This window comes from Acidobacteriota bacterium (assembly GCA_016716715.1).
In the GTDB taxonomy this organism is placed as follows: domain Bacteria; phylum Acidobacteriota; class Thermoanaerobaculia; order UBA5066; family UBA5066; genus Fen-183.
In genome coordinates, this window is record JADJVE010000008.1 from 110,995 (window position 1) to 124,328 (window position 13,334).

General features: G+C 71.1%; 11 protein-coding genes. 8 read left to right on the forward strand and 3 right to left on the reverse strand.

What is annotated here, in order from left to right; translation table 11 throughout:
• Positions 1-1,686: a VWA domain-containing protein gene (locus tag IPL89_13890; protein MBK9064264.1), complete on the reverse strand. Its 1,686-nt coding sequence runs from the start codon at positions 1,684-1,686 to the stop codon at positions 1-3.
• A gap of 131 nt (positions 1,687-1,817) precedes the next feature.
• Here IPL89_13890 and IPL89_13895 point away from each other — a divergent pair, with 131 nt between their 5' ends.
• Positions 1,818-3,014, forward strand: a complete 1,197-nt coding sequence (locus IPL89_13895; protein ID MBK9064265.1) for a hypothetical protein — start codon at positions 1,818-1,820, stop codon at positions 3,012-3,014.
• On the opposite strand, the gene hemE is transcribed toward IPL89_13895, so the two are convergent.
• On the reverse strand, positions 3,011-4,063 hold the full coding sequence (hemE, locus tag IPL89_13900; protein MBK9064266.1) for a uroporphyrinogen decarboxylase: 1,053 nt from the start codon (positions 4,061-4,063) through the stop codon (positions 3,011-3,013). The genes IPL89_13895 and hemE overlap by 4 nt on opposite strands.
• A gap of 70 nt (positions 4,064-4,133) precedes the next feature.
• Here hemE and ccsA point away from each other — a divergent pair, with 70 nt between their 5' ends.
• The 7 genes from ccsA (at position 4,134) to kynU (ending at position 11,652) form a co-directional block, all read left to right on the forward strand.
• Complete coding sequence (gene ccsA / locus IPL89_13905) at positions 4,134-4,994, forward strand: cytochrome c biogenesis protein CcsA (GenBank protein ID MBK9064267.1); 861 nt, start codon at positions 4,134-4,136, stop codon at positions 4,992-4,994.
• Positions 4,991-6,262 carry a glutamyl-tRNA reductase gene (locus IPL89_13910; GenBank protein MBK9064268.1) on the forward strand — a complete coding sequence of 424 codons (1,272 nt, stop codon included), beginning with the start codon at positions 4,991-4,993 and terminating at the stop codon, positions 6,260-6,262. Before ccsA ends, IPL89_13910 begins: the two co-directional genes overlap by 4 nt.
• Positions 6,263-6,267: 5 nt before the next feature.
• Entirely contained in the window at positions 6,268-7,272 is a 1,005-nt protein-coding gene (hemC, locus tag IPL89_13915; GenBank protein ID MBK9064269.1) for a hydroxymethylbilane synthase, read from the forward strand.
• On the forward strand, positions 7,269-8,036 hold the full coding sequence (locus tag IPL89_13920; GenBank protein MBK9064270.1) for a uroporphyrinogen-III synthase: 768 nt from the start codon (positions 7,269-7,271) through the stop codon (positions 8,034-8,036). Before hemC ends, IPL89_13920 begins: the two co-directional genes overlap by 4 nt.
• The gene (hemB, locus tag IPL89_13925) at positions 8,033-9,004 is read left to right on the forward strand and encodes a porphobilinogen synthase (GenBank protein ID MBK9064271.1); all 972 of its coding nucleotides are present in this window, start codon (positions 8,033-8,035) and stop codon (positions 9,002-9,004) included. Before IPL89_13920 ends, hemB begins: the two co-directional genes overlap by 4 nt.
• 120 nt (positions 9,005-9,124) lie before the next feature.
• The gene (gene hemL, locus IPL89_13930; protein ID MBK9064272.1) at positions 9,125-10,375 is read left to right on the forward strand and encodes a glutamate-1-semialdehyde 2,1-aminomutase; all 1,251 of its coding nucleotides are present in this window, start codon (positions 9,125-9,127) and stop codon (positions 10,373-10,375) included.
• Between the two features lie 2 nt (positions 10,376-10,377).
• Positions 10,378-11,652 (forward strand): kynureninase, encoded by a 1,275-nt coding sequence (gene kynU, locus IPL89_13935; protein ID MBK9064273.1) that lies wholly within the window; start codon positions 10,378-10,380, stop codon positions 11,650-11,652.
• Positions 11,653-11,655: 3 nt separating this feature from the next.
• On the opposite strand, the gene IPL89_13940 is transcribed toward kynU, so the two are convergent.
• Positions 11,656-13,332, reverse strand: a complete 1,677-nt coding sequence (locus tag IPL89_13940) for a hypothetical protein (protein MBK9064274.1) — start codon at positions 13,330-13,332, stop codon at positions 11,656-11,658.
• Positions 13,333-13,334 lie beyond the last annotated feature (2 nt).

Sequence of the window (13,334 nt, forward strand, 5' to 3'; positions counted from 1 at the left end):
TCAGATTCCGATCGGCAGCGCCACGGCTCCGAGGCGGTTCGTGGACGTGTCGCGCACGCCGACGAAGAGGCGGCCCTTCCAGCGCTTGTCGAGGTTGAAGTTCGAGTCCTTGCGGAAGAACGCTCCGGCCCCGGCGGCCTTGTCGACCGTGACGGAGAAGGGGATCACCATCGGCTCGGAGGCGCGGCCCTCCTCGTCGACGCCCGCGATCAGGAGCTCGAGCTTCGCGCGCTTCGTGTCCCCGCGCTCCTCGGCGTAGACGCCGCCCACGGGAACGACGACGTCGAACGGGAACGCGTCGTCCTTGCGGTCCTTCACGGCGGCCTTCGTCTCGAGCGCGATCGCGAAGTCGCCCTTCGGCGCGTCGGCCGACAGCAGCAGCGCCGCGAAGCGCGCGCGCGCCGCCGTCTCCGGCGTGAGCGAGCGCTGGCCGGCGGCGGCACGGACGACGACGCCGGGCCGCGCGACCTCGACGCGGATGTCGCGCCGGGCGGACGTGCCGTCCGGCGGCGTGAAGCCGAGGCGATAGCGCTGCGCGAGGAGGTTCGTCTCGACGATCAGGTTTTCGACCGGCTTGTTCGTGAAGCCGAGGCGCGCGCCGCCGGTCGACTGCGCGATGAGCGCGAACGTGTCGCTCCGGTACAGGAACGAGTCGACGGCGTCTCCCTCGCTCACGTTGTTGGCCGGCCGGAGCGCGGCGGCGGCGTCGCGCGGGGGCCGGCCGGAGGGGCTGGACATGGAGCTGGTCTCGGCCCTTCCGTCCGGCGAGTACAGGCCCGACGGGTCCACGGCGACGACCGTCGCCCGGGCGAGAAGCGCCTGGCTCTCGGCGTCCTTCGCCTCGGCGAGGAAGTTCCAGAGGCCGCGCGCCGAGTACGAGTTTCCCGACGTCGAAAGGACGTCGATGCCGTCGGTCGGGCTGCCCGCGAAGACCGTCTGCCCGAGCGCCCCCGAGCCTGCCGGGCCGCCGATCGGCTGGACGAAACCGGTCGGGGAGATCGGGCCCGCCATGACGACGACCGTCTTGGGCTCCGGGCGGTTCGCGATCGTGTCGAGGACGGTCGAGAAGTTGCGGAGCATCTGGCGCGACTGGCCTTCCCACTCGACGCTGCCCTGCTGCGGGAAGATGTACGCGCGTGGGAGCGTCCGCGCAGGCTTGTCGAGCGCCTTCTTCAGCGCGGAGCGGTCCGACGTGAACGCCTGCAGACGGCGAACGCCGTTGTCGAGGAGATACACGGCCGCTTCCTCGCCGCCCGGCATCCGGTCGACGTACGTCTTGAGCGCGTCGAGGCCCGCGTTGCGCGAGCGCAGGTCGGTCTGGAGGTCGGAGATCACGAAAACCGTGCTGTGCATGCGGCGCGCGGCGGCGGCGCCGGTGAGGGCTTCGGCGGCCGGAGCCGCGGGAGCCGAAGAGGCCGCGGCGGAAACCGGAGCGGCCGCCGGGACGGCGGGCGCCTCGAGCCAGTCGATCGGCGTCTCCTTGCCGTTCACGAAGAGCTTGAAGTCGCCCTTGGCGAGGCCCTGGACGGGCTTGCCCTTCGAATCGAGGACGAGCACCTCGACGTCGGCGGCGACCGCCTCGACGGAACTCTTGACCGACCGGGGCGCGTCGGACTGCGCGGAGGCGGGGACGGCCGGGGAAAACGCGAGAACGGCCGCAAGGGTGAACGTCAGGGTGCGTTGCATGGAGGCCTCCGGACACCCTCTTAGCACGCCCCGTGCCGGTTGTCACAGGGTCCGGACGTCTCCCGGCGGGGACGGAAGGAGCGAAAACGAGGCCGAACGCCCTGGCGTTTGTTTGCTACGTTCGGGGCAACGTGCAGATCCTGACCTATCCCGTGGGCGTCGTCGTCGGGCTCCTCCCCGTGGTCGTGGAGCTCGGCGCGCCCCCGCGCCCGGCGAGCCTGCTCCTCGACGGGCGGCCCGCGTGCACGTTCGTGAGCGAGGCGTCGACGTGCGTCGTAGACCTCGGTTCCGCCCCGAAGGTCCACGTTCTCGAGCTCGTGAGGAAGGGCCCCGCGGGCAACGTGGTCGAGCGCGCGGTGCGCTGGGTGAACCGGCCGGGCGCCGCCGAAGCCGAGGTCCAGACGCGCACGCGCTGTCCCGAGGGAGGCGGCCGCTGCTCCGTCCGGGTGGGCTGGGCGCACCCGGAGCGACAGAATCCGAAGAAGATCTCCGTCGCGCTCGACGGGAAGCGCGCCGCAACGACCCGCAACCGCGACGTGAGCCTCGACGTCGCCGGGACGCGCGGCTCGATCCTGACCGTCGACCTCGTGTTTCCGGACGGGCGCCGTGCGACGCATGCGTCGGTCCTCGGCGGACGTGTGCACGGAGACGAGGACACGGCCATCACCGCGAACCTGGACGCCGGCGCCTGCGGACCCGACGGACCCGCGGCGGCGGCCGCCCGCCGGCGCGCGGCGGGGGAAAACGTCCGCGCGGCCGAACGGGGAGAGGCCGAGATCGTCGTCGTCGCCGAGCCCGCGGCCTACGGCGCCCTCGCGCGCCTCGTCGGACCGGCGCACGTGGTCCCGAAGCCGCCGGACCGCGTCGCGCTCGACGACATCCTGAGAAAGGCCGGCTTCACCGTGCACGTCGTGGTCGCGGACCGGCGTCTCGCGCGCGGCGAGCTGCAGCCGAAGGAGCCGGTTCTCGACGCGATCCTCGAGACGCTCGACGCGACGCCGCTCAGGCCCGTGCGCCTCGCGGACGCCGTGGCGTCCGCGGCGCTCCACGTCGGCGTGCCCGGGAATCGGCGGCTCGTCGTCCTCGTCGCCGCCGAGGGCGCGGAGGACTCGAGCGCGCTCGGCGCGGCCGGCGTTCGCGCCTACCTCGACGAAATCCGCGTTCCGCTCGCCGTCTGGCGCATGCAGCCGGCGGCCCGGCCGGACTGGCCGGAGGGCCGGACGATCGCCACCGTGGAGGATTTCCGCGCGGCGCTCCTCGACGCGAAGGAGCGGCTCGACTGCCAGGCCGTCGTATGGATCGAACCGCGCGAGGAGAAGAAGCCCTAGCCGAGCGGCGCGCGCGCGGCGGCGACGAACGCGCCGACGTTCTCGGGCGGCGTGGGCGGCAGGATGCCGTGGCCGAGGTTCACGATGTGGCCGAGCGGCCCCGCGGCCTTCCGCGCGGCGAGGACGGCGGCGGTCACGCCTTCCTTCGGTCCGAGGAGGACGCCGGGGTCCACGTTGCCCTGTAGAGCCCGGCCCTTCGCGCGGGGGCGCGCCTGGTCGAGCGGGAGCTTCCAGTCCACGGAGACGACGTCGCCCGGCAGCGCGGCGATCGACTCGATCAGGTGGGCCGAGCCGGACGCGAAGTTGATGACGGGCACCGTTCCGCGCTTCGGGAGCTTCGCGAGGAGCCGTTCCGTCGCCGGACGCGCGAAGCGGTCGTAGTCGGCGCGCGAAAGCTCGCCCGCCCACGTGTCGAAGACCTGCACGACGTCCGCGCCCGCCTCGATCTGCGCGGCGAGATAGTCGCCGCAGCTGTCCGCGAGCTTCTCGAGGAGAAGGACGAGCGTCTTCGGGTCGCCGTGCATCATCTTCTTCACTTCGACGAACGACTTCGTGCCGCCGCCCTCGATCGCGTACGTCGCGAGCGTCCACGGAGCCCCGCAGAACCCGATCACGGCCGCGCGGCCTGCGACCTCGGTCTTCAGAGCCTTCATGATCTGGGGGACGAACTTCGTCCCGACGAGCGGGTCGAACGTCTTGAGGCGTGCGACGTCGGACGCGCTGCGGATCGGGCTCGGGAGCTTCGGCCCGCCCTCGTCGAGGCGCACCTCGATTCCCATCGGGGGGAGCGGGATCAGGATGTCGGAGAAGAGGATGACGCCGTCCATCCCGAACCGCCGGAAGGGCTGCATCGACACCTCGACCGCGCTCTCGACGTTCGCGCAGAGGTCGAGGAACGCGAGGCCCTTGCGCACCTCGCGGTACTCGGGGAGGTAGCGCCCGGCCTGCCGCATGAGCCACACGGGCGGGACGTCCACGGGGCGGGAAAAGGCGGCGTCGACGAATCGCTGGCGGGACGGCCCGGGGCCGGAGGTGGTGGGAACCGACATGGCGCAGGAGGTTAGCAGTTGATGCAGACGCAGGGGTTGTGGGCCCCCGGGGGGTTCCTATAATCGCCCCGTGATGGTGGATTCGGCCGCAGCGGCCGCGTGGAGCGCCGGCCTCGGCTGGACCGCTCTCACGCTCTACGCCCTGGCGTCGGCTCTCTACGTCCTGAACCTCTACCGGCCGTCCGCCTGGGCGGGCCGGACGGCGACGGCGTGCGCGATCGTGGGCGCCGTCCTGAACTTCGCGGCGCTTTACGCCCGGGCCCTCGCGGTCGGGACCGTGCCGTATCGCGACCTTCTCGGCTCGATGAAGCTCTTCGGCTTCTTCCTCGCCGTCCTCTCGGTCGTTCTCGAGCTGCGCCACCACGACCGCGCGCTCGGCCCGGTTCTCATGCCGGCGGCGCTCTTCTTCATGCTGCTCGCGCTCCTCGAAGCGCCGGGCGGGCCCCGTCCCGCCCCGAACCCGGACCTCAAGGGCGCGATCTTCGCGCTGCACGTCACGCTCAACATGCTCGCGTACGCGGCGTTCGCGGTATCGGCCGCGCTGTCGATGCTCTACATCGCCGCGGGGCGCGCGCTGAAGTCGCACACGCTCTCCGGCCCCGCGACGCGCCTGCCGACGCTCTCGTACCTCGAGCGCGCGAACCGCACGTCGCTCGGCCTCGGAATCATCGCGCTCGGCACGGGCCTCGCGCTCGGCTTCCTCTGGGCCGCGCGCGTCTGGACGAACGAGCACCCGCACTGGGGGCTCGACCCGAAGATCTTCTTCGCCCTCGGCACGCTCTTCTTCTACCTCTTCGTCCTCGTGCGGGCGCGCCGCGGCGCCCCGGGGGTCTCGACGGCGCGCCTCTCGATCGCGGGCTTCGTGCTCGTGCTCCTGTCGTACACCGCCGTCAACATGTTCGTCTCCAAGCTGCACGTCTTCCGCTCATGAACCTCGTCTTCGTCGGCTGGAATCACCGGGGCGCCCCTCTCGACCTGAGAGAGCGACTCGCCTTCACACCCGAGAAGGCGCGCGAGGCGCTCGAGGGGCTCTTCGCGGAGCGCATCCTCGCCGAGGGCGCGATCGTCTCGACGTGCAACCGCGCCGAGATCTACGGCGTGTCGGACCGCGAGGACGACCTCGACGCTCTCTCGGGTTTCTTCTCGCGCTTCCACCGCGTGGACGACGTGCTTCTGCGCCAGACGGCGCTCACGGGCCACGGCGACGCGACGGTGAGGCATCTCTTCCGCGTCGCCGCGGGGCTCGACTCGATGGTCCTCGGCGAAGCGCAGATCCTCGGGCAGATCCGCGAGGCGCACCGCGTCGCGACGGCCGCGGGGTCGCTGCGCGCCGTGACGAACCGGCTCTTCATGAACGCCCTCGAGTGCGGCAAGCGCGTGCGTTCCGAGACCGGTCTCGGCACGCGCCCGACGTCCGTCGCGGGCCTCGCCCTCACGCTCGCGGGCCGCATCTTCGAGTCCCTGAGCGGCCGCCGCGCGCTCCTCGTGGGCGCGGGCGAGACGGCCGAGCTCACGGCGCGCCTTCTTCTCGACGAGGGCGTGTCCGAGATCGTCGTCACGAACCGCTCGTTCGAAAGGGCGCAGGCGCTCGCGGCCGCGTCGGGCGGCCGTGCCGTCCCGTGGGACCAGCGCGCCGTCGCGGCCGCCGACGTCGACCTCATCCTCTCGGCCACGAACGCGACGGAGCCCGTCCTCACGGCCGCCGCGCTCAAGGCGTCGCTCTCCAACGCGAAGCGGCGCGGGCCGCTCCTCGTCCTCGACCTCGCGGTCCCGCGCGACGTGGAAGTCGAGGTGGGCGACCTGCCGGACGTCTACCGCTACGACCTCGACGCCCTCACCGGGATGGCGGACGCGAACGCGAAGGCGCGCCTCGAGGAGGTCCCGAGGGCCGAGGCCATCGTCGAGGAGTGCGTCCAGCGCTTCGCGGACTGGTGGGGCGGCCTCCTGCATGTCGACGTCGTGCGCGGCCTGCGCGAGAAGGTCGAGAAGATTCGCCTCGCCGAGATCGAGAAATACGCGGGCAAGCTGTCCGGCTTGTCCGAGAAGGACCGCGCCACGGTCGAGCGCCTCACCGAGACGCTCGTCGGGCACATCCTCCACGAGCCCACCGTCGGCCTCAAGGAGGGCGACGTGTCCGAGCGCCTCGAGAAGGCCGCTTCCGTGAAAGCCCTCTTCCGGCTGGGCGACCCTCCGAGGTGACGACGATGACGACCGCATCCCCTCTCCGCATGGGCACGCGGGCCAGCGCGCTCGCGCGCGCCCAGTCCGGGGCCTTCGCCGCGGAGCTCACACGCCGCTCGGGCCGGCCCGTCGAGGTCGTGATCGTGCGGACGCAGGGCGATCAGCTGTCCAGCGAGGGCAAGGCCCCGCCCGGCGGCGACTCCGCCGGCGTTTTCGTCCGCGCGCTGGACGACGCGCTCCGGAACCGCGAGATCGACTTCGCCGTCCACTCGCTGAAGGACGTCCCGACGGCCGACGCCGAGGGGCTCGTCCTCGCGGCCGTGCCCGAGCGAGCGGATTCGCGCGACGCGTTCGTCGTCGCGTCGCGCCACGCGGGCGTGACGAAGGTCGAAGACCTGCCGCAGGGCGCCCGGGTCGCCACGTCGTCGCCGCGGCGCGTCTCGCAGCTCCTGCGTGTCAGGCCGGACCTCGTGACGGTCGCGATGGCGGGCAACGTCGACACGCGCCTCCAGAGGCTCGAGGAAGGCCGCGCCGACGCCCTCATCCTCGCGGCCGCGGGCCTCGACCGCCTCGGCCGGGGCTCCGTCATCACGCGTCGGCTCGGGCCGGACGAGATACTCGGCGCGCCTGCGCAGGGCGCACTCGGCATCGGCTGCCGGGCGGACGACGAGGAAACGCGGATTTCTCTGCTGAAGATGGAAGACCCAGTCGCACGAGCGACCGCCTCGGTCGAGCGCGAGCTTCTGCAATTCCTTAGAGGGGGATGTCGCGCGCCTGTCGGCGCCCGAGGATTCCTAGAAGGTGAAGAGGGGAACCTGACGCTGAAGCTCGTGGGCCGCGTTCTTTCTCTCGACGGCCGCGAGTGCCTCGAAGACGAGATGAGCGAGCCCTTCGCGCCGCCGCCCTCTCCCTCTTCACCTTCAAAGAAATCTTCTCTTTCTCTTTCTTCCTCTTCCCTCGGCCGCCTCCTTGCCGAGAAGCTGCTCGCGCGCGGCGCGGCGCGGCTGATCGACGCGGCGCGCGTGTGAGCAAGCGGATCCTCCTGCTGCGCTCCGGCTCGGCCGGGCCGGAGGATTCGGTCGTTGCGCCCGATGTGACGATCCTGCACACCCACGTGGTCGAACCCCGCCCGGAGGGCGTGGCCGAGGCGCTCGCGTTCGACCCTGCGGGCGCCACGCTCGTCGTTTCGTCCAAGGAGACCGTGAGAGTTTTGCTCCCTCTCTTTCCGTTGCGCTTCTCTCGAGTGATTGCGGTGGGGGAGGGCACGGCTGATTTGCTTAGAAAGGTGAATACGGGGGGGCGGGTCGGCGGCAGTCTCGGCGGTGCGTCAACCTACAGTGGGGCTCCCGAAACGCAGATCGTCGTTCCCGAGGTGCCCGGAGCGGCGGGGGTCCTCCACCTTCTAAGAAAATCTTCAGCGGCGTTTCCTTCGCGCATTCTCTGGCCGCATGGGTCGGACGCCGCCTCCGAACCCTTCGAAGAAATCCGATCTCTGGGCTTCTCTCTCGCTTCGCCCGTCGTCTATCTGAAGCGTGCGCTCGGTGCTTCCGAGCTGGACGCGTCCGTCGTCGCCGATTTCGCCGCCGGTCGCTTCGGCTCGGTGGCGGTCGGTTCGACGGCCGGTCTGGACGTCCTGCTCTCGGCCGTGCCGTCCCCCCCGCCGGTAAGATGGGGCGTCCTCGGCCCCGAGACGGCGAAGGCCGTCGCCGCGCGTCATCTTCCCGCTCCCGTCGTCCCGCCGCGTGCGCGGCTTTCCGATCTTCTCGATCTCCTCCGGAAGGAAACCTCATGAGCTTTCCCCTCCACCGTTATCGCCGCCTCCGCCGCAGCGAGAGCCTCCGGACGATGGTCCGCGAGACGTCGCTCGCGCCGTCGGACTTCATCGCGCCGCTGTTCGTCGTGCCGGGGCAGGGCGTCCGCCAGGGCGTCTCGTCGATGCCGGGCGTGGACCGCACGTCCGCGGACCTCGCGGGCAAGGACGCGAAGGCGCTCGCCGACCTCGGCGTCCTCTCCGTGATCCTCTTCGGGATCCCCGACCACAAGGACGCGAAGGGCACGTCGTCCACCGACCCGGAAGGCCCGGTCTGCCGCGCGGTCCGCGCGATCAAGGCCGAGAGCCCGAAGACGGTCGTCATGACGGACATCTGCCTGTGCGAGTACACGGACCACGGGCACTGCGGGGTCATCAAGGGCGACACGGTCGACAACGACCCGACGCTCGCGATCCTCGCGGCCGAGGCCGTGGCGCATGCGAAGGCGGGCGCCGACGTCGTCGCCCCGAGCGACATGATGGACGGGCGCGTGGGCGCGATCCGCGCCGCGCTCGACAAGGAAGGGTTCGCGGACGTTGCGCTCCTCTCGTACGCCGCGAAGTACGCATCCGGGTTCTACGGGCCGTTCCGCGAGGCCGCCGAGTCGACGCCGTCCTTCGGCGACCGCCGCGCGTACCAGATGGACCCGGGCAACGTGCGCGAGGCCGTCAAGGAAGTGCTCTCGGACGTCGCCGAGGGCGCGGACATGGTCATGGTCAAGCCGGCACTTTCGTACATGGACGTCATCCGCGCCGCGAAGGAAGTCACGAACGTCCCGCTCGCCTGCTACAACGTGTCGGGCGAGTACGCGATGGTGAAGGCCGCGGCCGCGAACGGCTGGATCGACGGGCAACGCGTCACGCTCGAGATCCTGACCTCGTTCAAGCGCGCGGGGGCGGATCTGATCCTGACGTATCACGCCAAAGAAGCCGCGCAGTGGATCGGATGATGAAGAAGAAAGAGAAGAAAGATTTGCTTAGAAGGAAAGAGGGAAGGCCGCGGCGCCTGTCCGCAGGCGGGTCCGGCGGACGGCCCAGTCGGAGGCGCTCTTCCTCAGGGGCAGAAGCGCATGCCCGGAGGCGTGTCGTCGCCCGTGCGCTCGTTCGCGTCCGTCGGCGGGACGCCGTTCTTCGTGAAGAAGGGCAAGGGCGCGACGCTCGTCGACGCCGACGGCAACCGGTACGTCGACTGGGTGATGTCCTACGGGCCGCTCGTGTTCGGGCACGCGTACGGGCCGGTCCTCTCGGCCGTGCGCAAGGCGCTGCCGCGCGGCACGTCCTACGGCGCGCCGACGAAGGCCGAGATCGAGCTGGCCGAGCGCGTCGCGAAGGCCGTGCCCTCGATGGAAAAGGTTCGCTTCGTCTCTTCGGGTACGGAGGCCGCGATGAGCGCCGTGCGCCTCGCGCGCGCCGCGACCGGCCGCGACCTCGTTCTGAAATTCTCGGGCTGCTACCACGGCCACGCGGATTCGTTTCTCGTCTCCGCGGGCTCGGGCCTCGCGACGCTCGGCATCCCGGGCTCGCCGGGAGTGCCGGCGTCCCTCGCGGGAATGACCTTGACGGCCCGGTACAACGACCTCGATTCCGTAAAGGCGCTCTTCGCGGCGCATCCCGGCAGGATCGCCGTGATCGCCGTCGAGCCCGTCGCCGCGAACATGGGCGTCGTCACGCCGGCCGCGGGCTTCCTCGAGGGGCTGCGCGCGATTGCCGACAAGGAAGGGGCACTCCTCCTCTTCGACGAGGTCATCAGCGGCTTCCGCCTCGCGAAGGGCGGCGCGCAGGAGATCTACGGGATCAAGCCCGACCTCACGTGCCTCGGCAAGATCATCGGCGGAGGCCTGCCCGTCGGCGCGTACGGCGGCCGGGCGGACCTCATGGCGCAGATCGCGCCGGACGGGCCCGTCTACCAGGCCGGGACGCTCTCCGGGAACCCTCTCGCGATGGCAGCCGGCAAGGCGATGCTCGACGCGCTCACGCCGGCCGTTTACTGGAAGCTCGAGCGCACGGCGCGCGACCTCGAGCACGGCATGAACGCCGCCGCGAAGAAGGCGGGCGTCGCGGACAAGGTCGTCCTGAACCGCATCGGCTCGATCCTGACGCCGTTCTTCACGCCGGGTCCCGTGCGCAACTTCGACGACGCGAAGAAGGCCGACCTCGGCAAGTTCAGGGTCTGGTACCACGCGATGCTCCGGCAGGGCGTCTTCGTCGCGCCCGCGCAGTTCGAAGCGATGTTCGTCTCGACGGCGCACGGCCCTAAGGAGGTCGCGAAGACCGTCAAGGCGCACGAGATCGCGCTGAAGGAAGCGTTCGCCGCGGCGTGACGCTGCCCGACGCTTTCGAGAGAGCGCGGCGCGAAGCGCGCGAACGGGACCGCGAGGACCCGCTCGCGCGCTACCGCGCCGAGTTCGTCGTCGCGGACGAGGGTCTCCTCTATCTCGACGGCAACTCCCTCGGACGTCTCCCGAAGCGGGCGGAGGCGCTCGTCGTGAGGGTCGTGCGCGAGGAGTGGGGCGGACGCCTGATTCGCGGCTGGAACGAGGGCTGGGTGGACGCGCCGCGCCGCGTCGGCGACAAGCTCGGGCGTCTCCTCGGCGCCTCGCCGGGCGAAGTCGTCGTCGCGGACTCCACGAGCGTCAACCTTTTCAAGCTCGCGGTCGCGGCGCTGAAGGCGCGCGAGGGCCGCACGGTCATCGTCACGGACGAGCTGAACTTCCCGTCCGACCTCTACGTGCTCGACGGCGTCGCGAAGCTCCTCGGCGGCGGGCGGCGCGTGACGGTCGTCGCGGCGCGCGACGGCATCTCCGTCGATCCCGCCGACCTCGCGGCGGCGATCGGGCCGGACACGGCCCTCGTCTCGCTCTCGCACGTCGCGTACCGGAGCGGGTTTCTCCACGACATGAGAGAGGTGACCGAGATCGCGCACCGGGCCGGCGCGCTCGTCCTGTGGGACGTGAGCCACTCGGCGGGCGTCGTCCCGATCGACCTCGAGGTTTCGGGTGTCGATCTCGCGGTGGGCTGCACGTACAAGCACCTGAACGGCGGTCCCGGCGCCCCCGCGTTCCTCTACGTGCGCCGCGAGCTGCAGACGTCGCTCGAGAATCCGATTCCGGGCTGGTTCGGGCGCGAGGCGCCGTTCACGTTCGCGCCGGATTTCGCGCCCGCCGCGGGCGTGGAGCGCTTTCTCGTGGGGACGCCGCCGATCCTCTCCCTCGCGGCCGCGGAGGCCGGCGTCGACCTCGCGCTGGAGGCCGGCGTCGAGGCCGCGCGCGCGAAGTCCGTCGCGATGGGGAGATTCCTCGAAGGTTGTTGGAGGACGCAGCTCGAATCACTCGGCGTCACGCTGCGTTCTCCTCGCGAGAGTGAGCGCCGCGGTTCGCACCTTTCCTTCGGCCATCCGGAGGCGCTCGCGATCGACCGTGCACTCATCGCGGAGATGAACGTCATCCCGGACTTTCGCCCGCCGGACGTGATCCGCTTCGGCTTCGCCCCCCTCTACACCCGCTTCGAAGAGCTCTGCGATGCCGTGGATCGGTTCCGGAGGGTCCTCGACGAGGGGCTCTGGCGCCGGCACTCGGGCGCGGGCCCCGCCGTCACCTGACGCCTATTCGAACCAGCCGACGACGTCGAGGATGACGTGCGCGGTGCCGGTGGGGAGGCCGTCCACGACGACGTCTCCGGAGGCGCCGAGCGGCATCGTGACGTTGTTCGCGCGGGTCTGGCCGGCCCGGAAGGACACGGTCCCGGTGCCCGTCGCGGGTGCGCCGCCCGGCACGAGGCGGACCGACCCGGCGGCGGTGGATCCCGTCGCCGTGAGATTTCCGGCGATCGACTTCGCGGTGGCCGGGATGCCGCAGCGTCCCCGGACGACCCACGAGCGCGCCTGGCCCGCGTAGAGGGTGGGCCCGCCGTACGTCCCGTTCGCGCTCCGCGTGTCGAAGACCCGACAGGGCTGCACGGTGTGGAAGCTCGTCGCGGGCGGCGGCGTGCCGTAGTCGACCTGGATCGTGAGGGACGACGCGGTCTTCGAGAGCGCGGTGATCGTGAGGGACAGCTCGGGGTCCGTGAAGGACTTGCCGACGTCGAGCTGGGCGTCGTCGAAGCTGCCGGCGGTCGCGAAGTTCATGTCGAGGAGGTCCGAGCCGCCGGCGCTGCTCGGCGCGAAGCGGATCAGACCGCCGTTCGCCACGCCGGCCGGGAAACCGGAGTCGAAGCCGGCGCGGCTCCGCCACTCGATCCAGTAGGTGCGGTCGCTCTTCGTGGTCGGAATGCGCACGGCGTACGCGAACCCGCCGGGCGCCTCGAGCGCGTCGAGCGTGTACGTGACGCTGCCGCCGGGATGGTTGCGGACCGAGCCGGCCGGGAGCCATCCGAAGGTGTCCTTGAACTGCGCGTTGAAGTGTCCGGCGCGCGAGTTGCCCATCGTGTCGAAGCGGTCGCCGTATTCGCTACGCGTGCAGCCCGACGGCGCGACCGCCGCGGACGGGCACGTGTACGAGTGGGCGTGATAGACGCCGAAGTTGTGGCCCAGCTCGTGCGCCGCGACGAGCAGGCTCATCGAGCCGGTGCCGTTGATCCACGACCCGCCGCCGCCGACGTAGCCGAGGCCGTTCCACCCGCACGCGCCGATCCCCGCGAAGACCCAGACGGGGAAGTTGTAGTTCGACGGGTTGTAGCCGGCCGCGAGCGCCCGGGCGTTCGCCTGGGTCTGGATCGTCCCGGTGTCGCACGTCGTCGGCTTCGGGACGGTGGCCGTCACGAGGACGACGTCGCCCGTCATCGTGGCGAGCCCGTAGGACGCCTCGGCGTAATAGCGGGCGACGCTCGAGCCGGTGCCGAAGAAGAGGTTCTGGGCGTTCGTGACGGTCGTGGCCGTCAGCGAAGAGTCGTTCGTGAAGTTCAGGAGCATCACGAGCACGCGCTTGGGGCCGGTCGTCCAGGCGCTCAGCGCCGTCCGGCCGAGAGCCGTCCGCCCGGGTCCAACGGAATGGATCTCGTCGACTTCGAAGGCGTGGCGCCCGGGCCAGCCCGTGACCGAGACCCGCTCGCCGGTTCGGTTGGTCGGAGGGATCGCGAACCGCAGGGGCAGGACGTCGCCCTCGTCCGTCTCCAGCTCATAGAGGAGACTCGACTTACCCGCCGCGAACTCGTCAGCGACGAGGGCCCGGAAGGTGCCCGTGCGGGTGAACTGATCGTCGGATGGCCCCTCGGCGCGAGCCGCCGAAGAGATGGGGAGCAGGGTCGCGAAGAAGAGGGCGGCGAGGAAGCGGGCGTGCTGCATCG